The organism is Falsiroseomonas ponticola, assembly GCF_016805305.1.
Classification (GTDB): domain Bacteria; phylum Pseudomonadota; class Alphaproteobacteria; order Acetobacterales; family Acetobacteraceae; genus Falsiroseomonas; species Falsiroseomonas ponticola.
In genome coordinates, this window is the sequence record NZ_JAERQN010000008.1 from 187,701 (window position 1) to 212,479 (window position 24,779).

At 72.0% G+C, this 24,779-nt stretch carries 21 protein-coding genes; 17 read left to right on the plus strand and 4 right to left on the minus strand.

Annotated elements, in window-relative coordinates; translation table 11 throughout:
• The first annotated feature begins 2 nt into the window (after positions 1 to 2).
• The 13 genes from JJI54_RS21895 to JJI54_RS21955 all read left to right on the plus strand — a co-directional run bounded on the left by JJI54_RS21895 (position 3) and on the right by JJI54_RS21955 (position 14,291).
• Positions 3 to 980 carry an ABC transporter permease gene (locus JJI54_RS21895; RefSeq protein WP_164697220.1) on the plus strand — a complete coding sequence of 326 codons (978 nt, stop codon included), beginning with the start codon at positions 3 to 5 and terminating at the stop codon, positions 978 to 980.
• Entirely contained in the window at positions 967 to 1,827 is an 861-nt protein-coding gene (locus JJI54_RS33005; RefSeq protein ID WP_203075190.1) for an ABC transporter permease, read from the plus strand. Before JJI54_RS21895 ends, JJI54_RS33005 begins: the two co-directional genes overlap by 14 nt.
• Positions 1,827 to 2,840 (plus strand): ABC transporter ATP-binding protein, encoded by a 1,014-nt coding sequence (locus JJI54_RS21905; protein WP_203075191.1) that lies wholly within the window; start codon positions 1,827 to 1,829, stop codon positions 2,838 to 2,840. The genes JJI54_RS33005 and JJI54_RS21905 overlap by 1 nt, the downstream gene beginning before the upstream one ends.
• A complete protein-coding gene (locus JJI54_RS21910; RefSeq protein WP_203075192.1) occupies positions 2,837 to 3,811 on the plus strand; it encodes an ABC transporter ATP-binding protein in 975 nt (324 codons plus the stop codon). Before JJI54_RS21905 ends, JJI54_RS21910 begins: the two co-directional genes overlap by 4 nt.
• 5 nt (positions 3,812 to 3,816) lie before the next feature.
• The gene (locus tag JJI54_RS21915) at positions 3,817 to 5,583 is read left to right on the plus strand and encodes a hydantoinase B/oxoprolinase family protein (RefSeq protein WP_203075193.1); all 1,767 of its coding nucleotides are present in this window, start codon (positions 3,817 to 3,819) and stop codon (positions 5,581 to 5,583) included.
• Positions 5,570 to 7,597: a hydantoinase/oxoprolinase family protein gene (locus JJI54_RS21920; protein ID WP_203075194.1), complete on the plus strand. Its 2,028-nt coding sequence runs from the start codon at positions 5,570 to 5,572 to the stop codon at positions 7,595 to 7,597. The genes JJI54_RS21915 and JJI54_RS21920 overlap by 14 nt, the downstream gene beginning before the upstream one ends.
• 5 nt (positions 7,598 to 7,602) lie before the next feature.
• Positions 7,603 to 8,934 carry an LLM class flavin-dependent oxidoreductase gene (locus JJI54_RS21925; RefSeq protein ID WP_203075195.1) on the plus strand — a complete coding sequence of 444 codons (1,332 nt, stop codon included), beginning with the start codon at positions 7,603 to 7,605 and terminating at the stop codon, positions 8,932 to 8,934.
• A gap of 178 nt (positions 8,935 to 9,112) precedes the next feature.
• Positions 9,113 to 9,403 carry an acyl carrier protein gene (locus tag JJI54_RS21930; protein ID WP_203075196.1) on the plus strand — a complete coding sequence of 97 codons (291 nt, stop codon included), beginning with the start codon at positions 9,113 to 9,115 and terminating at the stop codon, positions 9,401 to 9,403.
• 30 nt (positions 9,404 to 9,433) lie between these two features.
• The gene (locus JJI54_RS21935) at positions 9,434 to 9,889 is read left to right on the plus strand and encodes a 3-hydroxyacyl-ACP dehydratase FabZ family protein (RefSeq protein WP_203075197.1); all 456 of its coding nucleotides are present in this window, start codon (positions 9,434 to 9,436) and stop codon (positions 9,887 to 9,889) included.
• Position 9,890: 1 nt separating this feature from the next.
• The gene (locus JJI54_RS21940; protein ID WP_203075198.1) at positions 9,891 to 11,093 is read left to right on the plus strand and encodes a beta-ketoacyl-ACP synthase; all 1,203 of its coding nucleotides are present in this window, start codon (positions 9,891 to 9,893) and stop codon (positions 11,091 to 11,093) included.
• The gene (locus JJI54_RS21945) at positions 11,090 to 12,370 is read left to right on the plus strand and encodes a beta-ketoacyl-ACP synthase (RefSeq protein WP_226381981.1); all 1,281 of its coding nucleotides are present in this window, start codon (positions 11,090 to 11,092) and stop codon (positions 12,368 to 12,370) included. Before JJI54_RS21940 ends, JJI54_RS21945 begins: the two co-directional genes overlap by 4 nt.
• Positions 12,370 to 13,392, plus strand: coding sequence for a zinc-binding dehydrogenase (locus JJI54_RS21950; RefSeq protein WP_203075199.1), 1,023 nt, complete (start codon positions 12,370 to 12,372; stop codon positions 13,390 to 13,392). Before JJI54_RS21945 ends, JJI54_RS21950 begins: the two co-directional genes overlap by 1 nt.
• Positions 13,389 to 14,291, plus strand: a complete 903-nt coding sequence (locus JJI54_RS21955) for a lipid A biosynthesis lauroyl acyltransferase (RefSeq protein ID WP_318987553.1) — start codon at positions 13,389 to 13,391, stop codon at positions 14,289 to 14,291. The genes JJI54_RS21950 and JJI54_RS21955 overlap by 4 nt, the downstream gene beginning before the upstream one ends.
• Positions 14,292 to 14,992: 701 nt before the next feature.
• Here JJI54_RS21955 and JJI54_RS21960 read toward each other — a convergent pair.
• Together JJI54_RS21960 and JJI54_RS21965 are read right to left on the minus strand one after the other, a co-directional pair.
• On the minus strand, positions 14,993 to 16,666 hold the full coding sequence (locus tag JJI54_RS21960) for a leucine-rich repeat domain-containing protein (protein ID WP_226381982.1): 1,674 nt from the start codon (positions 16,664 to 16,666) through the stop codon (positions 14,993 to 14,995).
• A 249-nt stretch (positions 16,667 to 16,915) separates the two neighbouring features.
• On the minus strand, positions 16,916 to 18,151 hold the full coding sequence (locus tag JJI54_RS21965) for an argininosuccinate synthase (protein WP_203075200.1): 1,236 nt from the start codon (positions 18,149 to 18,151) through the stop codon (positions 16,916 to 16,918).
• A gap of 178 nt (positions 18,152 to 18,329) precedes the next feature.
• On the opposite strand from JJI54_RS21965, the gene JJI54_RS21970 reads away from it, so the two are divergent.
• The 4 genes from JJI54_RS21970 to JJI54_RS21985 all read left to right on the plus strand — a co-directional run bounded on the left by JJI54_RS21970 (position 18,330) and on the right by JJI54_RS21985 (position 22,601).
• The gene (locus tag JJI54_RS21970; protein ID WP_203075201.1) at positions 18,330 to 19,379 is read left to right on the plus strand and encodes an alpha/beta fold hydrolase; all 1,050 of its coding nucleotides are present in this window, start codon (positions 18,330 to 18,332) and stop codon (positions 19,377 to 19,379) included.
• 61 nt (positions 19,380 to 19,440) lie between these two features.
• Positions 19,441 to 20,463, plus strand: a complete 1,023-nt coding sequence (locus JJI54_RS21975) for an alpha/beta fold hydrolase (protein WP_203075202.1) — start codon at positions 19,441 to 19,443, stop codon at positions 20,461 to 20,463.
• Between the two features lie 54 nt (positions 20,464 to 20,517).
• Positions 20,518 to 21,552, plus strand: a complete 1,035-nt coding sequence (locus JJI54_RS21980; RefSeq protein WP_203075203.1) for an alpha/beta fold hydrolase — start codon at positions 20,518 to 20,520, stop codon at positions 21,550 to 21,552.
• Between the two features lie 68 nt (positions 21,553 to 21,620).
• Positions 21,621 to 22,601, plus strand: a complete 981-nt coding sequence (locus tag JJI54_RS21985; RefSeq protein ID WP_203075204.1) for a Bug family tripartite tricarboxylate transporter substrate binding protein — start codon at positions 21,621 to 21,623, stop codon at positions 22,599 to 22,601.
• A gap of 69 nt (positions 22,602 to 22,670) precedes the next feature.
• Here JJI54_RS21985 and JJI54_RS21990 read toward each other — a convergent pair whose 3' ends face one another.
• Positions 22,671 to 24,179, minus strand: a complete 1,509-nt coding sequence (locus tag JJI54_RS21990) for a tripartite tricarboxylate transporter permease (protein ID WP_318987554.1) — start codon at positions 24,177 to 24,179, stop codon at positions 22,671 to 22,673.
• Between the two features lie 10 nt (positions 24,180 to 24,189).
• Positions 24,190 to 24,744 carry a tripartite tricarboxylate transporter TctB family protein gene (locus JJI54_RS21995; RefSeq protein ID WP_203075205.1) on the minus strand — a complete coding sequence of 185 codons (555 nt, stop codon included), beginning with the start codon at positions 24,742 to 24,744 and terminating at the stop codon, positions 24,190 to 24,192.
• Positions 24,745 to 24,779 lie beyond the last annotated feature (35 nt).

The following is a 24,779-nucleotide window of genomic DNA, read 5'->3' on the forward strand; positions in this document are numbered from 1 at the left end:
CATTGAAGCGCGTCCTCGGGCGGCTGGGGCACGCCATCTTCGTCCTCTGGGCGGTGGCGTCCCTGACCTTCGTCATGTTCCGGCTGATGCCGGGCGATCCCACGCTGAACTTCCTCTCGGAATCATTCAGCGAGGAGATGCGCGCGGCCCTGCTGACCTCCTTCGGGCTCGATCGCCCGCTGCCGGAGCAATACGTCCTCTACCTCGGCAGCCTGCTGCGGGGCGACCTCGGCGTCTCCTTCCTGCAGAAGAAGCCGGTGCTGGACATCCTGCTGGATGCGCTGCCGAACACGGTGGCGCTGACGGTGACGGCGCTGGTCATCGCCTATGCCTTCGGCATCATCGCCGGCGCCTTCCTGGCCTTCGCCCGCGGTTCCGTCACGGAAGGCATCGCCATCCCCGCCGCGCTGATCACGCGCGCCGCGCCGGAATTCTGGCTCGGCATGATCCTGCTGGCCTGGCTCTCCTTCGCCTGGGGCATCTTTCCCTCGTCCGGCGCGAACGAGGCCGGGTCGGAATTCACCTCCGAATGGGCGCGGCTGACTTCCGCCGATTTCCTCTGGCACCTCGTGCTGCCGGCGCTGACCCTGGCGCTCTACCTGCAAGGGCTGCCCCTGCTGCTGATGCGCGCCACGATGCTGGAAGTGCTGAATGACGAGTTCATCGTCATGGCCCGCATGAAGGGCCTCTCCCGCTGGGCGATCGTGATGCGCCACGCGGCGCGCAACGCGCTGCTGCCGGTGGCGACCGCCTTCGCGCTCGGCCTCGGCAGTTCCTTCGGGGGCAATGTGGTGATCGAGACGGTGTTCTCCTGGCCCGGGCTCGGCCGCGTGCTGGTCTCCGCGGTGCAGGGGGCGGACTACCCGCTGGCGCAGGGAGCCTTCATCCTGATCGCGGCGGTGCTGGTGACGATGAACATGGTGGCCGACCTGCTTTATGCCTGGCTCGATCCGAGGGTGTCGGTCGGTGCGCGCCGCTAGGGCAACCCTCGCCTTCCTGCGCAGCCAGCCCTTCGCGCTGGTGGGCATCAGCATCTATGCGCTGTTCATCGTGCTCGCGATCTTCGCCGACCAGATCGCGACCCATGATCCGCGGCAGATCCTGTTCAGCGGCGCCTATCGCGTGGCGCGCTACCTCCCGCCCTCGGCCACCCATTACCTTGGCACCACGGCGGGCGGGCGGGACATCTTCTCCCAGCTCGTCCATGGTACGCGCTCCGCGCTGACGGTCGGCGTCACCGCGGCCTTCTGCGTGGTGTTCCTGGGTTCGCTGATGGGGCTGCTGGCCGGCTATCTCGGCGGCTGGGTAGACCGCATCATCATGCGGCTCTCCGACATCGTGCTCGGCCTGCCCTTTCTTCCGTTCGTCCTCGTCATCTCGGCGCTGACCCGGCCAGGCACCGTCACGCTGGTCGCCTCCGTCGCGCTGATGCTCTGGCCCAACACGGCCCGCGTCATCCGGTCCCAGGTCCTGTCGCTGCGCGAACGCGGATGGGTGGAGGCCGCGCGCGTCACGGGCTGTTCGCCGATGCGCATCATCTTCGTCCATATCGCGCCGCAGGTGGCGCCGCTGGCGGCGCTCTACGGCTCCATCGCGGTGGGCTGGGCGATCCTGACGGAGGCCTCGGCCTCCTTCCTCGGCTTCGGCGATCCCGCCGCCATCTCCTGGGGCCTGATGCTGCAGGATGCCTTCGCCAACCAGGCCCTGTCGCGGGAGGCCTGGAACTGGTTCATCCCGCCGGGCCTCTGCATCGTGGCACTGGTCCTCGCCGGCTTCCTGGTCAGCCGGGGGTCGGAGAAGCTGCTCTTTCCGAAGCTGGGGGATTGATGGCGAGCCTCCTCTCCGTCCGCGACCTCGCCGTCCACTACGCCACCGCGGCCGGCCCGGTGCGCGCCGTGGATGGCGCCAGCTTCGATGTGCCACCGCGCTCCATCGTGGGCCTCGTCGGCGAAAGCGGCTGCGGGAAGTCCACCCTGGGCCGCGCGCTGATGGGCGTGATGCCGCGCAGCGCCCGCATCGCCGCGGGGTCGGCGATGTTCGAGGGCCAGGACCTGGTGACGCTGCCTGACAAGGCACGGAAGGAACTGCTCTGGCGCCGCCTCTCCTTCGTGCCGCAGACCGCGATGAATGCGCTGGACCCGGTGCAGCGCGTCGGCTCGCAGCTGATGGAAGTGCTCACCGAACGCGGCGGCCTGTTGCGCGCCGCGGCGGCCTCGCGGGCGGAGGCGCTGTTCACCCTCGTCGGCCTCGATCCCAAGCGCCTGCGCGACTGGCCGCACCAGTTCTCCGGCGGCATGCGCCAGCGCGCCTCCATTGCCCTGGCCCTCGCCCTCGACCCCGCGCTGATGATCGCGGATGAGCCGGTGACGGCGCTGGACGTCATCGTGCAGCGCCAGGTGCTGGACGTGATGAAGGATCTCCAGGCGCGGCTCGGCCTGGCGATGATTCTGGTGACGCATGATGTCGCCGTCGTTGCCTATGCCTGCGACCGCGTCGTGGTGATGTATGCCGGCCGCGTGGTCGAATCCGGCCCCGTCCGGGCCGTGCTGGAAGCGCCGCTGCACCCCTACACCATGGGGCTGATGAACGCCTTCCCGGACCTGGAACGCGCGGGCGGCGAACTCGTCCCCATCGAGGGTTCTCCCCCCTCCCTGCTCAACCCGCCCCAGGGCTGCCGCTTCGCCGCCCGCTGCCCCTTCGCGGTGGCGCGCTGTGCGGATGACCCGCCCCTGGTCGAGGACGCGCCGGACCACCATGCAGCCTGCTGGCGCAGCGCGGAGGCCGCTTCGCTGCGCCCGCAAGCCGCGCGCGCCGAGACCTGGGCGGGTGTCGTCGCATGACGCCCGTCATCGCCGCGAATGATCTGACGAAGGCCTTCCCGGCCTCGCGCCGCCTCTCCGACCTGTTGCGCGGCCACCGGCCCATGGTGCGCGCCGTCAATGGCGTCACGCTCGGCGTTGGCGCGGGCCGCGCGCTCGGCATCGTCGGCGAAAGCGGCTGCGGCAAGACCACCACGGCGCGACTGCTGCTGCGGCTGGAGGAGGTGACGTCGGGCAGCGTGCTCTTCGATGGCCAGGACGTGACGGCGCTGCGCGGCAAGGCGCTGCTGCCCTTCTGGTCCAGCGTGCAGCTGGTGTTCCAGAACCCCTTCGATGCGCTGAACCCCCGCTTCACCATCCGCCGCACGCTGACGGAGCCACTGCGCAACTTCGGCATCCCGCCGGACCAGCAGGATGCCCGCATCCGCGAGGCCATGGCGCGCGTGCGCCTCGACCCCGCCGAGGCCTATCTCGACCGCCATCCGCATGAACTCTCCGGCGGGCAGTTGCAGCGCGTGGTGCTGGCCCGCGCCCTCGTCGCGCATCCCCGCGCCATCATCGCGGATGAGCCGGTCTCGATGCTCGATGTCTCCGTCCGCGCCGGCGTGCTGAACGTGCTGCGCCGCGCGCGGGACGAATTGCAGCTCGCCGCCATCTACATCAGCCACGACCTCGCCCTGATCCGCTATGTCTGCGAGGAGGTGGCGGTGATGTATCTCGGCCGCGTGGTGGAATCCGGCCCGACGGCGGAGATCATCGCCGCGCCGGCGCATCCCTACACCCGCGCCCTGGTCGCCGCCGTGCCGGTGCCGCGCGTCGATCAGGATCGCGGCGCGCTGCCCATCCAGGGCGGGCTGCCGGACCAGGTGAACCAGCCCAGCGGCTGTGCCTTCCGCGACCGTTGCCCCCTCGCCATGCCCCGCTGCGCGGAGGAAGCACCCGCGCTCCGCAGCATCGCGCCCGGCCGCATGGCCGCCTGCCATTTGGTGTGAGGACCATGACCACGCCACGCCCCTGCAACCCCGTCACGCTCGAGATCATCCGCGGCGCCATCCGCGCCGCGCAGGCGGAGATGGAGGCACTGATCGAGCGCACCGCCATGTCCGCCTTCATCCGGGAGAAGAAGGATTTCTACACCGCCCTCTTCGATGCCGATGGCGTCATGGCGGTGGGATCGAACGTCCCCGTCTTCGGCGACATCTGCGGCCCCGTCTTCCGCGACTTCCCGATCGAAACGATCCGCGACGGCGACCTCTACTGGTACAATGACTGCTACGGATCGCGCGGCGCCGTCAGCCATTCCAACGACCAGGTCTTCCTGGCGCCGGTCTTCGTGGCGGGCCAGCGCGTCGCCTTCGTCATGGGCTGGGCGCATTTCGCCGATATCGGCGGGCTCCGCCCGGGCTCCATCAGCCCGGATGCCACGGAGATCTTCCATGAGGGCGTCATCATCCCGCCGACGCTGCTGATCCGGGACGGCGTGGTGAACCAGGCCGCGCTCTCCATCTTCTACCGCAACTCCCGCTATCCGCGCACCGCGCAGGGCGACACCCGCGCGCTGATGGCGAGCGTGGAGCTCGGTGTGGCGCGCATGCGCGAGATCGCGGCGAATTTCGGCGCCGATGTGCTGGCCGATGCCCTGGCACAGCTGCTGGCCCGCACGCGGGATACGGTGCGCGGGCGATTGATGGAAACCTTCCCGGTCGGCACGCATCGCTTCACCGATCGCATCGACGGCGATGGCCATGGCAGCGGCGCGCTCCGCCTCCGCTTCGCGCTGACGCGCAGCCCCGATGACCGCTTCGTGCTCGATGCGTCGGAGACGGATGACCAATCCGCCGGCCCCGTGAACTTCCTGATGAACCCCGATGTGCCGGGCATGGCCCTCGGCCTCTATTTCCTCGGCGGCGATCCGACGCAGGTGGTGAATGCCGGCGGGCCGCGATCGCTGGATGAGGTGATCCTGCGCGAAGGCTCGCTGCTGCAGCCGCGCTTCCCCGCGGCGCTCGGCATGCGCGGCCTGACCATGATGCGCATGCTGGCGGCGCTGAACGGCCTGGTCTCCGTCGCCGGCGGAGAAGCCCCCGCCGCGCATGCGGCCTATGTGATCATGCTGCTGCGCGGCACCATCGGCGGCAGGCATTTTCTCATGAGCGATGGCCTCGGCGTCGGCTATGGCGCGCGCGGCTTCGCGGATGGGATCGACGGCGTCTATTTCGTGGCGCAGGAGAACTACCCGGTCGAGTTCCTGGAGACCGAGTACCCCGTCCGCCTGCGGGAATACGGCCTCAACATCGACAGCGGCGGGCCCGGGCGCTGGCGCGGCGGCTGCGGCATCGTGCGCGAATATGAGGTGATGGCGGAGGAATCGATCCTCGCCGTGCGCCTCGATGGCGTGGAGAATCCGCCCTGGGGCGCGGCCGGCGGGCAATCCGGGCGGCCGGGCCGCGTGGTGCTGAATCCCGGCCTGCCCAATGAACGCGTGCTGAAGCCGCTGTCGGATGGCAACCGCGTGGTGCGCGGCGACATCCTGCGCATCGAGACCGGCGGCGGCGGCGGCCGCGGCCATCCCTTCGACCGGCCGGCGGAGTCGGTGCTGGAGGATGTGCTGGGCGGCCTGGTCAGCGCCGCTTCCGCCCGCGCGGATTACGGCGTCGTCATCACCGGCCGCGCCATCGACGAAGCGGCGACCGAGGCGCTGCGCGCCAACCGCCCCGCCACGCGCGCCTTCCATCGCGGGAGCTATGCCGATGCCCTCGACTGACCCGCTCTCGGTCGCGGTCGATATCGGCGGCACCTTCACCGACGTCACCCTGCAGGATGCCGCCACGGGCCGCGCCTGGACGGCCAAGACGCCCTCGACTCCGCATGACCCGTCGGAAGCCTTCCAGGCCGGCGTGCGCCTGGCGCTGGAGACGGCGCGCGAGGAGGCCGCGCGCATTGGCCGCGTGCTGCATGGCACGACCATCGCCACCAACCTGATCCTGGAAGGCAAGGGCGCGCGCACCGCCCTCATCACCACCGCGGGGTTCCGGCATGTGCTGGAGATCGGCCGGCAGGACATTCCCCGCCGCGCCAACCTGCATGCCTGGGTGAAGCCGAAGCGCCCCGTGCCGCCGTCGCGCGTCTTCGAGGTGACGGAGCGCATCGCCGCCGATGGCAGCGTGCTCACGCCGCTCGAGGAGGCCAGCGTGACGCGCGCCGCGGCGGCCTGCCGCGAAGCCGGCGTCACCGCCATCGCCATCTGCCTGCTGCACGCCTTCACCAATGCCGCGCATGAACGCCGCGTGGCGGCGATGCTGCGGGATGCCCTGCCCGGCGTCGCCATCACGGCTTCCGTCGATGTGCTGCCCGTGGTGCGCGAATATGAACGCTCGCTGGCCGCCATCCTCAATGCGCAGGTGATGCCGGCCGTCTCCACCTATGTCGAAAGGCTGGAACGGCGCCTCGCCGAGGACGGCATCGCGGCGCCGCTGCTGCTGATGAAGTCGAATGGCGGCGTGGCCGGCGCGGCTTCCATCCGCCGCGCGCCGGCCGTCACCGCGCTGTCGGGGCCGGCCGCGGGCGTGGTCGGCGCGCGGGCGGTGGCGGCGGCGGCGGGGATCCCGAACATCCTGACGGTCGATATCGGCGGCACCAGCGCCGATATCTGCCTGATGAAGGACGGCGCCATCGCGCTGACGCAGCGCGGCGCGGTCGGCGACTGGCCGCTGCCGCTGCCCATGCTGGACATGGTGACGATCGGCGCCGGCGGCGGCTCCATCGCCCGCGTCACGCGGGACGGCGCACTGGCCGTGGGGCCGGAAAGTGCGGGCGCGCAGCCGGGCCCGGCCTGCTATGGCCGGGGCGGCACCCTCGCGACCGTGACGGATGCGCATGTCGTGCTCGGCCATCTGCCGCCCTCGCTGCTCGGCGGGCGGATGACGCTGGATGTGGTGGCGGCGGAAGACGCCGTGCGCAAGGGCGTCGCGGAGCCGCTGGGCCTGTCGCTGCACGAAGCCGCGCGCGGCATCCTCGCCGTCGTCGATTCCAACATGGTCGGCGCGCTGCGCGTCGTTTCCGTCGAGCGTGGGCATGATCCGCGCGACTTCACGCTCGTGCCCTTCGGCGGCGCGGGGCCTCTGCATGGCTGCGCGCTGGCCGCGATGCTCGGCATTTCGCGCGTGCTCGTGCCGCCCTCACCCGGCGTGCTCTGCGCGCAGGGCTTGCTGCATGCCGATATGCGGGCGGAGTTCAGCCGCTCTGTCCTGCCCGGCCAGGCGGAGGATGAAGGCGCCCTCGCCGCCACCTTCGCGGCGCTGGCGCAGGAAGCCGCCGCCTGGTTCGAGGAGGAGGCGATCCCGCCCGAGGCGCGCGGCACCGCGCCTGTCGCGCTGATGCGCTATGCCGGCCAGGGGACGGAACTGCCCGTGCCCTGGCGCGGCCTGCCCCACGCCGCCGGCGATTTCGCCGCGGCGCACCGCGCCCTCTACGGCTTCGACCTGCCGGAGGGCCGGGCCGAGATCGTGACGCTGCGGCTCGAAGCCGTCGGCACCCTGCCGCCCCCCGCCGCGCAGTCCCTGCCGCCCGGCACCGGCGCCACGCCGATCGGCACGCATCCCGTCCACCTGCCCGGCGGCACCGCGGAGGCCGCGCTCTACGACCGCGCCGCGCTCGGCGCCGGGGACCGCATCGCCGGCCCCGCCATCATCACCCAGCTCGATGCCACCACCCTGCTGCCGCCCGGCTGGACGGCGGAGGCACTGCCCAGCGGCGCCCTGCTGCTGCGACGGGATTGAAAGCCATGATGCACCTCGCCGCCTTCATGTTCACGCCGGGCAGCCATTCCGCGGGCTGGCGCCACCCGGAAGCCGTGCCGGAATGCGACATGGATTTCCGGCAGTACGCCCACATCGCGCAGGTGGCGGAGAGCGGGAAGCTCGATGCGGTATTCTTCCAGGACACGGTAGCGGTGAATGGCAGCGCGTCCCTCGACGGTGCCGGGCCCTATCGCCCGCGGCAGGGGCGCACCGCCTACCTGGAGCCCACGACACTGCTCTCCGCCCTCGCCATCGTCACGCAGCGCATCGGGCTGATCGCGACGGCGACGACGACCTATAACGAGCCCTACAACCTCGCCCGCCGCTTCGCCTCCATCGACCACATCAGCAATGGAAGGGCGGGGTGGAACCTCGTCACTTCCCAGATCGAGGACGAGGCCGGCAATTTCGGCGCCGACCACCACATGGCCCATGCCGAGCGCTACGAACGGGCGGAGGAGTTCTTCGACGTCATGGCCGCGCTGTGGGACAGCTTCGGCGATGGCGCGCTGATCCGGGACAAGGACAGCGGCATCTATGTGGACACCGCCAAGGTCCATCTGCAGAACCACCGCGGCAAGCATTTCGCGGTGCGTGGGCCGCTCAACATCGCCCGCTGCCCGCAAGGGCGGCCGATCGTGACGCAGGCGGGCTCCTCCGGCCCGGGCATGGAGCTCGCGGCCCGCACGGCGGACCTGGTCTTCACCGCGCAGTCCGACCTCGCGGAGGCGCAGGCCTTCTACGCGGACCTCAAGGCCCGGGCCGCGAAGCACGGGCGCAACCCGGACCATGTGAAGATCATGCCGGGCCTCATGACCATCATCGGCGCGACGGAGGAGGAAGCGCAGGCCCGCTACCGCGAGCTGCAGGGCCTGCTGGCGGATGAGAATTCCATGCGCCTGCTGGCCCGGCTGTGCGGGGACCTCGACATCTTCGCCTATCCGCCGGATGCGCCGCTGCCGCCCTTGCCGCTCTCCAACGCCGCCCAGGCACGGCAGCGCCACCTGGTGGAGAAGGCGAAGCGGGAGAACCTCTCCATCATCCAGGTGGCGCGCTACCTGGCGACCTCCCTCGGCCACCACCTGCTGGTCGGCACGCCGGCCCGGATCGCGGACACGATGGAGGAATGGGTGAAGGCGGGCGCCTGCGACGGCTTCACCCTCCTCTCCCCCTACTACCCGGCGCCGCTGGAGCGCTTCGTCGGCCAGGTGGTGCCGGAATTGCAGCGGCGCGGCCTGTTCCGGACGGAGTATGCCGGCACCACGCTGCGGGACCATCTGGGCCTGCCGGTGCCGCCCAACCGCTACGAGATGTAACGCCCCCGCTGGCGTTGCGCGGGCCCATCGGCGCAAGCCCTTGTTTTCGCTCAGGCAGCGCGGCCCGGTTCCGGCCCCGGCCCGCGCCGATGCTGGACAAGCCCGCCGGATCGCGCCAAACCGCGCCCAAATCCCTGAGACCCCCTTCTTTGGCGCCCCGCCGCCCGGAGCACGCCCCATGACTTCCCCGGTGTTCGATCGCATCGCCGACATCATCGCGGAGAACAGCGAGGTCGCCCGCGACTCCATCACGCCGGAGGCGCATGTCATCAACGACCTCGGCATCGACAGCCTGGACTTCCTCGACATCGTCTTCGCCATCGACAAGGCCTTCGGCATCAAGGTGCCGGTGGAAGCCTGGACGCAGGAAGTGAACGCCGGCACCGCGCCGGCCGAGCAGTATTTCGTCATGGGCAACCTGGCGGTGCGGATCGAGGAACTGGTCGCGGCCAAGCAGGCCAAGGCCTGAACTCCGGGCCCGGCCCGCGGACAGGACGCCATGCTCCTCGAATACTTCCAGATGGTGGACCGGGTGGTCTCGCTCGGTCCCGAATCGATCACGGTGGAAAGCCGCGTCCCCGACGCCAGCCCGGTCTTCGAGGGGCACTTCCCCGGCTACCCCATCGTGCCGGGCGTGCTGCTGGTGGAGACGATGGCCCAGGCCGGCGGCTGGCTGATCCTGGCGTTGGAGGGGATGCAGCGCATGCCCTTCCTCTCCACCGTCAAGGAAGCCAAGTTCCGCGGCTTCGTCGGCCCGGGATCACCCCTGGTGGTGGAGGCGAAGCGCACGCATGACGGATCGGGCTTCGCGGTGGCGGAAGCGCGCATCCTGTCCGGCGGCAAGCGCATCGCGGATGCCGAGATCACCTACCGCATCATGCCCTTCCCCGCCGAGGCGCTGCGCGAGGCGATGACCGCCACGGCGAAGCGGATCGGCCTGCCCGGCCATAGCTGAGATGACGCAAGCCTCCCCCATCTGGGTCACCGGCGTCGGCCTGGTTTCCGCGGCCGGCGAAGGGCGGGACGCGCATCGCGCCGCCATGCTGGCCGGCGCCCCGCCCGCGCTGGACGACACCACCTACGCCCCCTTCGCCATCCATCCCGGCCCGGCGCTGGAGCTGGACCGGCAGATCCCCAAGAAGGGCGACCAGCGGCAGATGGAGCCCTGGCAGCGGCTCGGCACCTATGCCGCCGGCCTGGCGCTGGACGATGCCGGCGCCCGCGGCCTGGTGGCGGAGATGGACCTGATCGTCGCCGCCGGCGGGGGCGAGCGCGACATGGCGCTGGATGAGAGCGTGGTCGCCGCCCTGGCCGCCCTGCCGCCCGATGAAGCGGCGCCGAAGCTGAACGAGATGCTGGCCGGCGGCCTGCGGCCGACCCTGTTCCTGGCGCAGCTGTCGAACCTGCTGGCGGGCAACATCTCCATCGTCCATGGCGTCACCGGCGCCTCCCGCACCTTCATGGGGGAGGAACAGGCGGGCGCGGATGCGGTGCGGATCGGCGCCGCGCGGCTGGCCGAGGGGCGCGGCCAGGCGGCGCTGGTGGGCGGCGGCTTCGTCGCCTCCCGCTGGGACCTGATGATCCTGTACCACGCCGGCGGGCTGCTGCGGCGCGCGCCGGGCTGGGCGCCGGTGCTGGACCGCGCGGGGGCGCCCGGGGCCATCCCCGGCACGCTCGGCGCCTTCCTGGTGCTGGAGACGGCGGAAGCCGCCCGCGCCCGCGGCGCCCGGGGCCTGGCGCGCATCCGGGGCGTGGCCTGCGAGCAGGGGCGGCGCGACACGCCCGCCGACAGCGCCGCCGCCGCCACCCGCGCGCTCGGCCGGCTCCGCCTGCCCGGCGGGCCCTTGGCCGTGATCTCGGGCGCCACCGGCGTCGCCGGCCCCGTCGCGGCGGAGCGTGCCTTCCTGGGCGGCCTCGGCCGGCCCGTCGCGGTGCGGGCCGCGGGCAACCGCCTCGGCTGGGGGGTGGAGGCGACCTTCCCGGGCAGCGTGGCGCTGGCCGCCCTGGCGCTGGCCGATGGCCAACTGCCGGCCGCCATGGGCCCGGGCGAGGACGCCTTCGACGCGCCCCTGACGGATATCCTGGTCACGGGCTTCGCGGGTTGGCGCGGGGAAGCGCTGGCCCATCTCCAGGCGATCCCGGCGGAGGATCAGCCATGAACGCCACCGACCTCACCCTGACTGATCACAGGGGCCGCCCCATCGTCGCCGTCACCGGCATCGGGCTGGTCACGCCGCTCGGCTTCGGGGTGGAGGCGAACTGGGCCGCGCTGCTCGCCGGCCAGTCCGGCATCCGCCGCATCACCCGCTTCCCGACCGACCACCTGCGCACCACCATCGCCGGCACGGTGGACCTGCCGGAGGAGGAGGGGGGCGAGGTGCTGACCTCCTCCGAGCGCGTGCGGCTGATGGCGGAGCGCGCGGCGGCGGAGGCCCTGGCGCAATCCGGCCTGCCCGCGCCCTTCCCCGGCCCGCTGATGCTCGGCATGCCGCCGGTCGAGCTGGAATGGCCCGGGCGCTTCCGCCTGGCGGCGGAGACCGGCCAGGCCGCGCCGAGCTACGCCGCGCTGACGGAAGCGGCCGCGGGGCGCGACGACCTGTACCGCACCACCGCCTTCGCCGGCATCGGCGAACAGCTGGCCGCGCGCTTCGGCACCCGCGGCGCGCCGATCGCCATCTCCACGGCCTGTGCTACCGGCGCCTCCGCCATCCAGCTGGGTGTCGAGGCGATCCAGCGCGGCGAGACCGAGGCCGCGATCGCCATCGGCGCGGATGGCACGGTGCAGCCGGAGGCGCTGATCCGCTTCTCGCTCCTCTCCGCGCTGTCCACCCGCAACGAGGACCCGACCGCGGCATCCCGCCCCTTCGAGAAGTCGCGCGGCGGCTTCGTGATGAGCGAGGGCGCGGCCTGCCTGGTGCTGGAAAGCCTGGCGCATGCGACGGCGCGCGGGGCCAAGATCCTCGGCGTGCTGCGCGGCTGCGGGGAGAAGTCGGACAGCTTCCACCGCACGCGATCCAACCCCGATGGCGGCGCGGTGATCCGCGCCATGCGCAACGCGATCGAGGATGCGGGGCTCACGCCTTCCGACATCTCCTACGTCAACGCCCATGGCACGGGGACGCCGGAGAACGACAAGATGGAGACCTTCGGCATGCGCGCCGTCTTCGGCAATGACGCGCCGCCGATCTCCTCCAACAAGTCGATGATCGGCCATACCCTCTCGGCCTCCGGCGCCATCGAGGCGGCGTTCAGCCTGCTCGCGATCCGCGACCAGATGCTGCCGCCGACCATCAACCATGTGGAGCCCGACCCGGCCATCACGCTCGACGTGGTGCCGAATGTGGCGCGGCCCGCGAAGGTGGTGAACGTGCTCTCCAACAGCTTCGGCTTCGGCGGGCAGAATGTGTGTCTCGTGCTGAGTGGGGCCCCTGCCTGATGCGTGCGCTGCGCCTGCATGGCGACCGTGACCTGCGGCTGGAGGAGATCGAGCCGCCGCCGCCGCCCGGCGAGGGCGAGGTGCGCATCCGGCTGCGCGCCATCTCGCTGAACCACATCGATGTCTGGGGCTGGCGCGGCATGGCCTTCGCGCAGCGCAAGCTGCCGCTGGCCGTGGGCGCCGAAGCCTCTGGCGAGGTGATCGCCGTCGGCCCCGGTGTGGCGGGCTGGAAGCCGGGCGACCGCATCGTGCCCTATGGCGCGCGCACCTGCGGCACCTGCCAGGCCTGCCGGGAGGGCCGCGACAACCTCTGCGAGAACGTTCAGGGCGTGGCGGGCTTCCATGTCGATGGCTTCGCGCGGGAGGAAGCCAATGTCCCCGCCCGCCTGCTGGTCCGCGTGCCCGATGGCGTCAGCTTCGAGGATGCGGCCTGCGCCACCGTCACCTTCGGCACGGTCGAGCACATGCTGTTCGACAATGCCAAGCTGCAGCCCGGCGAGACGATCCTGGTGCAGGCGGCCGGGTCGGGCATCGGCTCCGTCGCCATCCGCGTGGCCAAGTCGATCGGCTGCACCGTCATCGCCACGGCGGGCGATGACGAGAAATGCGCCAAGGCGCTGGCGCTCGGCGCCGATCATGCCGTGAACTACACGGAGAAGAACTTCTCCACCGTCGCGCGGCGCGTCACGGGCAAGCGCGGCGTGGATGTGGTGTTCGAGCATGTGGGCGCGACCACCTGGGCGGGGTCGCTGCTGAGCCTCCGCATGGGCGGGCGGCTGGTGACCTGCGGCAGCACGTCGGGCGTCTCGGCCGAGACCAACCTGATGATGATCTTCCAGCGCCAGCTCCACATCTTCGGCAGCTTCGGCTGCGCCATCCGCAACGTGTCGGACGGCCTGGCCAGGATGGCGCAGGGCATCCGCCCCGTGCTGGACACCGTCGTGCCGCTGGAGCGCTTCACCGAAGGGCTGGAACGGCTGGAATCGCGCCGGGTCTTCGGGAAGATCGTCGTCACGCTGTGAGTGGCGCGCTTCGCCGCCTGGGCGACGAGGCGCTGGCCGCGCTGATCCGCGGCGGCTTCGCCGTGGTGAAGGCGCTGGGGCCGGACCGCGCCGGCGCGATCGGCGCGGCGGCGGCACGGGTGCTCGGCCCGCTGACCTCCGCGCACCGCATCGCGCGGGAGAACATCGACGCGGCCTTCCCGGAGAAGAGTGCCGCGGAGCGCGCGGCGATCCTGCGGGAGAGCTGGGAGAATCTCGGCCGCACCGCGAGCGAATACGTCCATCTCGCCGACCTCTGGGACTTCGACATCGACAACCCCGGCGCGGGGCGGATCGAGCTGCCGCCGGAGAGCATCGAGCGCTTCGTGCGGCTGCGGGATGACGGCAAGCCCGCCATCATCTTCGCCGCCCATACCGGCAACTGGGAGATGCCGGCCGTGGCCGCGGAACGCCACGGCCTGGCTTCCGCCGCGCTCTACCGCACGCCCAACAACGCGGCCATCGCGCGGGACATCCTGGCGATGCGCGCCGGCGTCATGGGGCGGCTGATCCCGGCCGGGCTTTCCGCCCCCGTCGCCATGATGGAGGCGCTGGACCAGGGCCTTCACCTCGGCATGCTGGTGGACCAGCGCTTCGGGCGCGGGCCGAAGATCCAGTTCCTCGGCCGCACCGCGGCGGCCAACCCGCTGCTGGCCAGGCTCGCGCGGCGCTTCGACTGCCCGGTGCATGGGGCGCGGTCCATCCGGCTGCCTAACGGGCGCTTCCGGCTGGAACTGACGGAGGCGATCGAGCTGCCGCGGGATGCGAAGGGCCAGGTGGACATCCAGGCGGCGACCCAGGCGGTGAACGACATCGTCGCGGGGTGGCTCCGGGAGCATCCGGGGCAGTGGCTGTGGCAGCACCGGCGGTGGCGGGACTGAGGCTGCCACAATTTTTAGGACTACTGCGGATTTAGCCGATTATGCCGATTAGGTGCGTTTAGCACCGTTTTCGCGGGGGCTCCGGCGGCGGGGCAATTCCAGATGCGCGGGGGCACGCGGCGCGGCATGCGGGCGATGCATGGTGGTGGGCGCGGGTCGGGTGGCGGCGGCAGGAACGTAGCGCGAACGGAGGGCGGGGCGCCAGGGAAATCGGTGGTCGCGCAGACCCCCACCCCGACCAGCCTTCCGCGTTGCAGCAGCGCCGCAACCCCCCGCGCAAGCGCGGGGGAGGGAATCGCGGGTGGTCGGAGGGCGCCGCGCTTGCGGCCGGCCATGGCACCGAGGCACAGACGCAGCGCGCCGGGCTGCATGACGCCGAGCGCGTCCAAGGGGGCAGAGGTGCCCTGGACCTCGGAGGTCCGGTGCACCACGCAGGTGAGGCGATGCGGGGCGTGCTGGCCGGTCACGAGCAGCTTGCCCTTGCGGCGCCTCGCTAGGGACGCCCCGGTTGCGCCGGCCTGGCTCGAAGCTTCCAGCCCCTGGCGGTGCGGCGCTCGGGCGCCCAGGGCAGGCCCTTATCGACCGTTCCGGCCCGGCGCCGCATCACCGGCCTGGCGGGCGGCCCAGCGCACGGTCGCGGCTGATGTGCCGCGCGACCATGGTCATGCGGTACGGCCCAGGCGCGCTGGCCGGCGCGGCCTTCATTCGTGCAGCAGCGGCGGCAGGCCGCGCGCGCGCCGGGCGGCGATGAAGGCCGCGCGCGCTTCAGGGGCAACCTGGGTGCCCGACAGGTCCAGGCTCTGCAGGGCGGTGAGGTTGGCGAGCGGCGCCAGATCGGTGACCTGGGTGCCCGACAGGTTCAGGCTGCGCAGGGCGGTGAGGCTGGCGAGCGGCGCCAGATCGGCGACCTGGGTGAACGACAGGTCCAGGCTCTGCAGGGCGGTGAGGCTGGCGAGCGGCGCCAGATCGGCGACCCGGGTGCTCGACAGGCGTAGGCTCTGCAGGGCGGTGAGGCTGGCGAGCGGCGCCAGATCGGCGACCCGGGTGAACGACAGGTCCAGGCTCTGCAGGGCGGTGAGGCTGGCGAGCGGCGCCAGATCGGCGACCCGGGTGCTCGACAGGCGTAGGCTCTGCAGGGCGGTGAGGCTGGCGAGCGGCGCCACATCAGCGACCTGGGTGCCCGCCAGGACCAGGCTCTGCAGGGCGGTGAGGCTGGCGAGCGGCGCCAGATCAGCGACCGGGGTGCGCGACAGGTACAGGCGCTGCAGGGCGGTGAGGCTGGCGAGCGGCGCCAGGTCAACGAAGTCAAGGTGGTATATGAAGCGCGCGTCAGTGATACGGGGGGCGACCCGGGTCCACGGACCATCGGCGAGCGCAAAGCTCTCGGGTGAGAAGGCAGCGGTCGCCTCGATCGCAAGGCCACCCCGGCGCAGCGGGTCGTCGCTTACCGGCAGGCCGAGCCGCGCCAGTTCGGCGCGGTCCTCGGCCTCCAACTCCGGAGGCGACGGGCTCGGCGAGGGACGGGCAGGCGAGGCTTCCCGCAGGCGCCGCGCTGATTCCTGCAAGGCATCGCCTAGGCCCCGCAGTTGGCGGACCGTCGTACCGACCCATTCCGTCAGGTAGTCCACCAGCCATCGGCCGAGGGGTTCCGCGGCGTTGGCGGTCTTGCTCAAACCAAGGCCGGCGACCTCGATCAGGTCCGGGGTACGGCGGAAGGCGGCGGAAACGCCTTCGAACCAGCGCGCGACTGTGCTCCGCTGCCGCAGTTGGGACCGAGCGGCCAGGGCCAGGTTCTCGCTGTCGCGCAGGCGCCGGCGCAGCACATCGCCAGGCTCCGTCGCGGAAACGCCACGCGCATCGAGGTGCTCGACACCCTGGCGCAGGCGGCCCACCACCTGATCGGTCTGGGCTTCGACACCGCCAAGCCTCGCCGTGGCCGTGGGCACCGCCACATCATCGGGCTGCACCACATCCTCGACGACCAGCCCGGCTTGCGCCCGGTATTCGTCGAGCGCGGTCGTCACGGCAGCCAGCAGGCCGTTCACCTGCTGATCGAGCAGCATGCCGCGAGTGAAGCGGGGCTGCTCGTTCTCCTCGGGCGTGGTGGCGGCGGCTTCGCCCTCGATGCCGAAATGCTCCCGCCGAAGCTTTGGCAGGACGTTGCGAGCCAGTTCGAGCTGCGGGCGGCAATTCTCCGCCGTGCCTTCCGGCAAGGCGGTCAGCGCCGTGCAGAGATCGTGGAGCGCAGCCTTCGGGAAATCCGGCGGGATGACGTTCAGCTTGACCAGCGTCGCGATCACCCCACGCGCCGCCTCCGCGACCTCGCGTAGCTCGCGGCCCAGCGTTTCGTCCGGCGGTCCGTAGGAAAGCGGCATCGGAGGTTCCGGGCGATCTGACCATGCCGCGATTCGAATCCGGCGGCGCGACCTGTGGCTTGCTTGCCGTAGAGGCATACACGATGCCGCTGGCGCTTGCCACGATCAAGGACGCCGCGCGCCCTCTCGCCGAAACCGCCCGCAGCTCCTCAACATCGACGCTGAATGCCGAAGGCGTCCCATAAAGGGAGGTCCAGGAGCCTCAGGCTCCTGGTAGGGGGTGCAGGGGGGCAAAGCCCCCCTGCGGTGCTACAGCGCGCCGCCCTTGCGGCCGGCCATGGCGCCGAGGCGCAGACGCAGCGCGTTGAGCTTGATGAAGCCCTGGGCGTCGAACTGGTCGTAGGCGCCCTGGTCGTCCTCGAAGGTCACATGCTTCATCGAATAGAGGCTGTTCGGCGACTGGCGGCCGCTGACGATGGTGTTGCCCTTGTAGAGCTTCAGGCGGACCGTGCCCGTCACGCTCTTCTGGCTCTCATCGATCAGCGCCTGCAGCATCCGGCGTTCCGGGCTGAACCAGAAGCCGTTGTAGATGATCTCCGCGTAGCGCGGCATCAGGCTGTCCTTGAGGTGCGCGGCCTCACGGTCCAGCGTGATCGACTCCATCGCGCGGTGGGCAACGTAGAGGATGGTGCCGCCGGGCGTCTCGTAGCAGCCGCGGGACTTCATGCCGACGAAGCGGTTCTCGACCAGGTCGAGCCGGCCGATCCCGTTCTCCTTGCCCAGCGCATTCAGCCTGGTCAGCAGCGTCGCCGGCGACAGGCGTTCGCCATTGATGCCGACGGCGTCGCCACGCTCGAACTCGATGGTGATCTCCGTCACCCGGTCCGGCGCCTCGGTCGGGCTGATGGTGCGCTGCCAGACCATCTCGTCGGCCGCGTCCCAGGGTTCCTCCAGGATTTTCCCCTCGCTCGAGGAATGCAGAAGGTTGGCATCGACGGAAAAGGGCGCCTCGCCGCGCTTGTCCTTGGCGATGGGGATCTGGTGCGCTTCCGCGAAGGCGATCAGCGCGGTGCGGCTGGTCAGGTCCCATTCGCGCCAGGGGGCGATGACCTTCACGTCGGGCTTCAGCGCGTAGTAGCCGATCTCGAAGCGGACCTGGTCGTTGCCCTTGCCGGTGGCGCCATGGGCGACGGCATCGGCGCCGACCTGCTCCGCGATCTCGATCTGGCGCTGCGCGATCAGGGGGCGGGCGATGGAGGTGCCCAGCAGGTACATCCCCTCATACAGCGCATTGGCGCGGAACATCGGGAAGACGAAATCCTTCACGAAGGTCTCGCGCAGGTCGTCGATGAAGATGTTCTCCGGCTTGATGCCGAGCAGCAGGGCCTTGTCGCGCGCCGGGCCCAGCTCCTCGCCCTGGCCGAGATCGGCGGTGAAGGTCACCACCTCGCACTGATAGGTGGTCTGGAGCCACTTCAGGATCACGCTGGTGTCGAGCCCGCCGGAATAGGCGAGCACGACCTTCTTCACGTCCTTCACACGCATCGGGGGTCCCCTGGCAGGCCGGGAACGCCCCGAAGGGGGCGCCCGCAAAGGGGGCGGAAGATGCCGTCCCGGGCGCGTGACGGCAAGGCCAGGGGTTTGGACCAGTCGTGAAACGGCGGGCGCTTGCCGCCGCGGCGGGCCTTCCGGCAGTCTCCGGGCGCAACAATCCGGGCCGCCAATGCTGCGCCTCGCCTTCCTGCTGCTGCTGCTGGCGGCGCCGCTGCGGGCGGAAACCCTGCCGCTGGTGAATCCCGCGGCGGAAGCGCTCCTGGACACGGCCGCGGTGCCGGGGCTCGGGCGGAACGGGCAGGCGGAATTGGCGCGCACCCTGCTGCGCAACCTGCCCCGCGCCTTCGCCATCGGGCCCGGCGGCGCCTATGCCAGCCGGGCCGGGAACGCCGCGCCGGCCGTGGTGGCCCAGGCGGCGCTGGAGGCCTGCCAGGCCCATACGCCGGGCCGCTCGCCCTGCCAGCTCTGGCTCCGGGACCTGGAGATCGTCTTCCCCGGCCGGGAATGGGCCCCGGCCCCTCCCCCGGCCGATGCCGGCTGGCGGGAGCCGTTGCGGGAGACGGTGCCCGATCCGCGCTTCCTCTGGTGGGGGCCGGGGCGGGCGCGGGGCGTGGTGCTCTGGGCGCATGGGCGCGGCCCGTCCGGGGAGGATAGCCGCGGCCGCCAGCCCCAGGCCTGGCTGCGGCACCTCAACCATGCGGGCTTCGACATCTGGCGCTTCGACCGGGAGCCGGAGGCCGATACGGTGCGCCGCGCCGCCGGCTGGATGCGGGCGGATCTGGCGGCGCTGCGGGCGCAGGGCTACCGGCGGGTGGTGGCGGCGGGGCAGTCCCGCGGCGGATGGAACGCGCTGCAGGCGCTGGACACGCCGGGCCTGGCGGAGGTGACGATCGCCATCGCGCCGGCGGCGCTGGCCTCGATGGATGAGGCCGGGCAGGCGCGGCAGATGGCGGCGCTGCGGGCGGTGCTGGCGGGGGCGGTGCCGGGCCAGGCGCGGGTGGCGGTGGCGAATTTCCGGGACGACCCCTTCGATGGCCTGCCGGAGGAACGGGCGGCGGCGCTGCGCGCCCTGGCGCCGGCGCTCCGCGCCTTCCTGCTGATCGACCGGCCGGAGGGGCTGGCCGGCCATGCGGCGGGCGCCAGCACCGCCTTCGCGCAGCGCTACGGCCCCTGCCTGCTGCGCTTCGTGGTCGAGGATTCCCCGCCTTCGTCCTGCTGAGGGCGTTGCCAGCCGGGCGCGCCGCGTGGTGGCATTCCCGCAACAACCGCGGAGACGCCCGATGCGCCTGGTGACCCTGTGGCTCGGCCTGGTCCTGGCCGGGCCGGCGCTGGCGCAGGAGCGCCCCGGCATCCTGGACCTGCCCGCCTTCCCGGGGTTGAGCGAGCGCGCGCGGGGCGAGGCCGCGCGGATGCTGACGCGCAACCTGCCCCGCGCCTTCGCCCTCGGCCCCGAAGGCCGCTTCGCCTGGCAATCCGGCGGGCCGGAGGGGGAGGCGGAGCAGAAGGCGCTGGAGAGCTGCGGCCGGGGCGGCGTGGCCTGCCGCATCATCGCGCGGGACCTGGCGGTGGTGGCGCCGGAACGCCCCGCGCCCGCGCCGGTGGCGCCGGCGGGCCAGGCGATCAGCGACATGAACCATGAGACGGTGCCGGATCCCCGCTTCCTCTGGTGGGGGCCGCAGCGGGCGGCCGGCGTGCTGGTCTTCGCCCATGGGCGGGCGCCGCGCGGCGGGGACAGCCGCGGCGGGCAGCCCCAGGCCTGGACGCGGCACTTCAACAATGCGGGCTTCGATGTCTGGCGCTTCGACCGCCACCCCAATGTGGACGAGGCCCCGCGCGCCGCCGGCTGGCTGAAGGCGGACCTGCAGGCGCTGCGGGCGCGCGGCTACCGCATGGTGGTGCTGGCCGGCCAGTCCCGCGGCGGCTGGAACACGCTGATGGCGCTGGACACGCCGGGCCTGGCGGAAGCCCACATCGCCATCGCGCCCGCCGCCCATGGGTTCGAGGGCGGGCCGAGCCATGCGCGGCAGCTCGATGACCTGCGGCAGATCGTGGCCGCCGCCGCGGGGGCGCCCCGCGCGCGGCTGGCGATCGCCAATTTCCGCGACGACCCCTTCGACGCGCAGCCGGATGCCCGCGCGGTGCTGTTCAACGAGCTGGGCGCGCGGGCGGGCGGCTTCATCTTCCTCGACCGGCCGGAGGGGCTGCCGGGCCACGGGGCCGGGGCCTCCAACGGCTTCGCGGACCGCTACGGCGCCTGCCTGCTGCGCCTGGCCACGGCGACGCCGCCGCCGCGCGCCTGCTGAGGCGCCGAATCCCGCTGGACTCGGCGCGGGCGGTCTGGTTTCATGCCTCACGGCATGTTGAATACGATCTTCCGTATCGTGATCGCCTGCGCCCTTCTCGGCCCCCTGGCCGCGAAGGCGGAACCGCCCGCCCTGCTGGACGCCACGCGGGTGCCGCATCTGGGGGCGGAGGGGCGGGCCGATTACCAGCGCTTCCTGCTGCAGGCCGTGCCGCGGGCCTTCGCGCTCTCCGCCGATGGCGCCTGGGGCTGGGCGGCGGCGATCGATGACGACCCCGTGGCGACGGAAACCCGCGCGGTGCAGAACTGCGCCGCCTGGGGCGGCCGGGGCTGCCGGGTCTATGCGCGGGACCTCGACGTGGTCTGGCCGGGGCGGGAGGAAGCGGCCCCGCCCGCCCCCGCCGCGCCGCTGGCCGGCGGCGCGGGCTGGCGGGTGCAGGCGGATGGGCGGTTCCTCTGGCAGGGCGCGGCGCAGGCGCGGGGCGTCTATCTCTGGGCGCATGGGCGCTCGGCCGGGGGCGCGGATAGCCGGGGCACGCAGCCGCAGCCGCATGCCCGCGCCTTCAACAATGCGGGCTATGACGTGGTGCGGCTGGACCGCGACCCCGCGACGGATGAGACGGAGGCCGGCGCGGCCTGGATGCGCCTGGCGCTGGCGGAGCTGCGCGCGCGGGGCTACCGGCGCGTGGTGGCGGCGGGCCAGTCCCGCGGCGCCTGGAACGCGCTGCAGGCGCTGGATGCGCCGGGGCGGGCGGATGCCGTCATCGCCATCGCGCCGGCCGCGCATGGGCCGACGGGCAGCGTCGCCCATGGCTGGGCGCTGGATGACCTCCGCCGCGTGGTGGCGGCCACGCGGTCCCCGGGCACGCGGATCGCCATCGCCAACTTCGCCGGCGATGAGTTCGACCCGGACCCGGAAGGCCGCGCCGCCATCTTCGGCGCCTTCGCCGGGCGCGGCGCGGCGCTGCTGCTGCTGGACCGGCCGCCGGGGCTGACGGGGCATGGCGCGGGCGCGGATTGGCGCTTCACGCTGCGCTACGCCACCTGCCTGCTGGATTTCGCCGAGGGGCGCGTGCGCGGCTGCGGGTGATGCCCGCTTGGCGAAGCCGGGGCGCGCCGCGTAGTGAAGGGGCAGAAACAACCCGGGAGGCCCCTGCCGTGACCCTGACCCGACGCCGTGCGATCGCCGCCGGCGCGCTCGCCCTGCCCTTCGTGAATGCAGGCACCGCCCGCGCCCAGGCCACCCGCCCGATCGTGCTGGTGGTGCCCTATGCCCCCGGCGGCGGCACGGACCTGACGGCGCGCGAATTCGCCCAGACCTTCAGCGAGGCGCTGGGCGGCCAGACCGTGATCATCGAGAACCGCGGCGGCGCGGCGGGCCATATCGGCTCCGTCAGCGTCGCGCGGTCGCGCCCCGATGGGAACACGCTGCTCTTCGCCGTCTCCACCAACCTCGTCGTCAACCCGCATATGCAGCGGGATGGCGTGGACCTGCTGACGGCGCTGGCGCCGGTGGCGCAGATCACCTCCTACCAGTACGTGCTGGTGATCGACCCGCGCCTGCCGGTGAACACGCTGCAGGAGCTGATCGCCTATGCCCGCGCGCGGCCGCGGGGCGACCTGACCTATTCCTCCGGCGGCGTCGGCAACGCCAACCACCTGGCGGGCGTGCTGTTCAGCGACGCCGTGAAGATCGAGATGGAGCACGTGCCCTATCGCGGCACCGGCCCGGCGCTGCTGGACGTGGTGGCGGGGCGCATCACGATGAACTTCTCCTCCCCGCCGCCGGCCATCCAGCTGGCGCGGGAGGGGCGGCTGCGCGCCATCGCGGTGACGGGCGACAACCGCATCGGCACGCTGCCGGAAATCCCGACCCTCGCCCAGGCGGGTCTGCCCGGCGTCTCCATCACCGGCTGGCACGGCATCTTCGCGCCGGCGGGCGTGGCGCCCGAGCAGCTGGACCGGCTGGAACGCGCGGCGCGCCAGGCGGCGGCGACGCAGCGCTTCGCCGGAAGGCTGGAACAGGACGGGCTCGAACCCTCACCGGTGCGGCCGCGGGCGGAGTGGTTCAACGCGGTGCGGGAGGAGCATGGGTTCTGGGGAAGGAAGATCCGGGAGCTGGATCTGAAGCTGGAATAGGACGAACCGGGGAAGGCGCTGCCTTCCCCGGACCCCATCCGCCAGGGGCGAGACGCCCCTGGACCGTCATCAGACGGGCTGGCGACGTCGGAACAGGGCCGTGACGCGGTCCATGAAGCCGGGCACGGCCCAGAGGGCGGCCAGCACCGTCAGCGCGCAGAGACCCGCGCTGATGGGGCGGGTGAAGAAGGGGGAGACGTCGCCCCCGCTCAGCACCAGGCCGCGCAGCAGATTCTTGTCGAGCAGGTCGCCCAGCACGATCCCCAGCACCAGCGGCGCCATCGGGAAGCGCAGCTCCCGCAGGATGAAGCCGACCAGGCCCGCCCCCAGCATCACCCAGATGTCGAAGAGGCGGGAGGTGATGGCGAAGGCGCCGACCGTGCACAGCACGAAGACCACGGGCATCAGGCGCGAGCGCGGGATCAGCAGCACCCAGAGCAGCGGCTTCACCAGCACCAGGCCATAGACCAGCTTCACCATATCCGCGATCACCAGCATGGCGACGATCTGGTAGATGAATTCCGGCGCGGTGATCGCCAGCATCGGGCCCGGGTTGAGCCCGTGGATCATCATCGCCGCCATCAGGACGGCGGCCGGCGCGGAACCCGGGACGGCCAGCGTCAGCACCGGGATGATGGCGCCGGGGACGCAGGCGCTCTCGCCCGTCTCGGCGGCCATCAGGCCCTCCACGCTGCCGCGGCCGAATTGCTCGCGCTCCGCGCTCGCGCGCTTGGCGGCGGCGTAGCTGGTCCAGGCGGCGATATCCTCGCCGAGGCCCGGCATGGCGCCGATGAAGGTGCCGATGGCGCCGGAGCGGAAGATGGTGCGCCAGTACTGCGCCACGTCCTTCACGCGCGGGATCACGCTGTCGATCTTGGACGACACCGCCTTCACCGCGGGGCCGCGCATGGAGTTCAGCACCTCCGCCACGCCGAAGACGCCGACAAGGACGGGCAGCAGGCCGAGCCCGCCGGCCAGGTCCGCATTGCCGAAGGCGAAGCGCGGATAGGCGTGGTTCGTCTCCTGCCCCACGGTCGCGACCAGCAGGCCGAGGAAGCCCGCGATGTAGCCCTTCAGCGCATCGCCGCCGGAGAGGCTGCCCGCGATGACGATGCCGAAGAGCGCGACCCAGAACATCTCATAGCTGCCGAATTCCAGCGCGAATTCGCCGAAGCTCGGCGCGAACATCGCCAGGATCAGCGTGCCGAACAGCGTGCCGAGCCAGGAGCCGAGGGTGGAGATGCCCATCGCGCGCCCGGCCATGCCCTTCCGCGCCAGCGGGAAGCCATCCAGCGTGGAGGCGGCGGAAGCGGGCGTGCCCGGGATGTTGAGCAGGATGGCGGAGCGGCTGCCGCCATAGATCGCGCCGACATAGACGCAGACCAGCACCAGCATCGCCACGTTCGGGCCCATGGTGAAGGTCAGCGTGGTGAGCAGCGCGACGCCCATCGTCGCCGTCAGCCCGGGCAGCGCGCCGATGACGATGCCGATCAGCACCGCCCAGAAGGCATGGAAGATGGCGCCGCCCTGCAGCACATGGGCGAAGCCGTCGCCGAGCATGACGAGGGGATTGTTCACGGGCGTCTCCTCAGGGCAGGCGCACGAGGAAGACGCGTTCGAAGACCAGCGTGACCGCGATGCCGGTGCCGATGCCGAGGGCCGCGGCCTCCACCAGGCGCCGCGCGCGGCCGATGGGCCCCGCATCCCATTCGAAGGCGGCGGTGAAGGCGAAGACGAAGAGCGCGGCGGCCAGCCAGAAGGGCAGCGTGCCGATCATGAAACCCGCATAGAGCACGCCGAGGAAGGCCGCGGTGCCGAGCTGCCGCGCATCGCCCGGCGCCAGCGCGCGGCCCTGCGTGACGGAGGGCGCCAGCGCGCCCCGCCGCACCGCCCGCAGCGCGAGCAGCACGGCGAGGAAGGTGATCACCAGCCCATGGAAGCCCGGCACGATGCCGGGCGCCGTCAGGCCGCTATGCGACTGTTCCTTGAAGGTCGGCATGGACCAGGACAGCGCGATGACGGCGAGGCCGAAGGCCAGCAGCACCGCCGCGGTGTAGAGATCCACCCGCGGCGGCAGCGGCGCGCGGTCGCCGGCGAACGGCGACTCGGCAGCCTCCGCCGCCTGCGGCGGCTCCGGCATCATGCCATGCCCTCAATTGGCGGGCGCGCGCTCCGCGC

What these genes read in the sequence shown, in the direction of transcription:
- JJI54_RS21905 (WP_203075191.1), top strand. Translation starts at nt 1,827, where the DNA reads ATGGCGAGCCTCCTCTCCGTCCGCGACCTCGCCGTCCACTACGCCACC.
- JJI54_RS21910 (WP_203075192.1), top strand. Translation starts at nt 2,837, where the DNA reads ATGACGCCCGTCATCGCCGCGAATGATCTGACGAAGGCCTTCCCGGCC.
- JJI54_RS21915 (WP_203075193.1), top strand. Translation starts at nt 3,817, where the DNA reads ATGACCACGCCACGCCCCTGCAACCCCGTCACGCTCGAGATCATCCGC.
- JJI54_RS21920 (WP_203075194.1), top strand. Translation starts at nt 5,570, where the DNA reads ATGCCCTCGACTGACCCGCTCTCGGTCGCGGTCGATATCGGCGGCACC.
- JJI54_RS21925 (WP_203075195.1), top strand. Translation starts at nt 7,603, where the DNA reads ATGATGCACCTCGCCGCCTTCATGTTCACGCCGGGCAGCCATTCCGCG.
- JJI54_RS21930 (WP_203075196.1), top strand. Translation starts at nt 9,113, where the DNA reads ATGACTTCCCCGGTGTTCGATCGCATCGCCGACATCATCGCGGAGAAC.
- JJI54_RS21935 (WP_203075197.1), top strand. Translation starts at nt 9,434, where the DNA reads ATGCTCCTCGAATACTTCCAGATGGTGGACCGGGTGGTCTCGCTCGGT.
- JJI54_RS21940 (WP_203075198.1), top strand. Translation starts at nt 9,891, where the DNA reads ATGACGCAAGCCTCCCCCATCTGGGTCACCGGCGTCGGCCTGGTTTCC.
- JJI54_RS21945 (WP_226381981.1), top strand. Translation starts at nt 11,090, where the DNA reads ATGAACGCCACCGACCTCACCCTGACTGATCACAGGGGCCGCCCCATC.
- JJI54_RS21950 (WP_203075199.1), top strand. Translation starts at nt 12,370, where the DNA reads ATGCGTGCGCTGCGCCTGCATGGCGACCGTGACCTGCGGCTGGAGGAG.
- JJI54_RS21960 (WP_226381982.1), bottom strand. Translation starts at nt 16,666, where the DNA reads ATGCCGCTTTCCTACGGACCGCCGGACGAAACGCTGGGCCGCGAGCTA.
- JJI54_RS21965 (WP_203075200.1), bottom strand. Translation starts at nt 18,151, where the DNA reads ATGCGTGTGAAGGACGTGAAGAAGGTCGTGCTCGCCTATTCCGGCGGG.
- JJI54_RS21970 (WP_203075201.1), top strand. Translation starts at nt 18,330, where the DNA reads ATGCTGCGCCTCGCCTTCCTGCTGCTGCTGCTGGCGGCGCCGCTGCGG.
- JJI54_RS21975 (WP_203075202.1), top strand. Translation starts at nt 19,441, where the DNA reads ATGCGCCTGGTGACCCTGTGGCTCGGCCTGGTCCTGGCCGGGCCGGCG.
- JJI54_RS21980 (WP_203075203.1), top strand. Translation starts at nt 20,518, where the DNA reads ATGTTGAATACGATCTTCCGTATCGTGATCGCCTGCGCCCTTCTCGGC.
- JJI54_RS21995 (WP_203075205.1), bottom strand. Translation starts at nt 24,744, where the DNA reads ATGATGCCGGAGCCGCCGCAGGCGGCGGAGGCTGCCGAGTCGCCGTTC.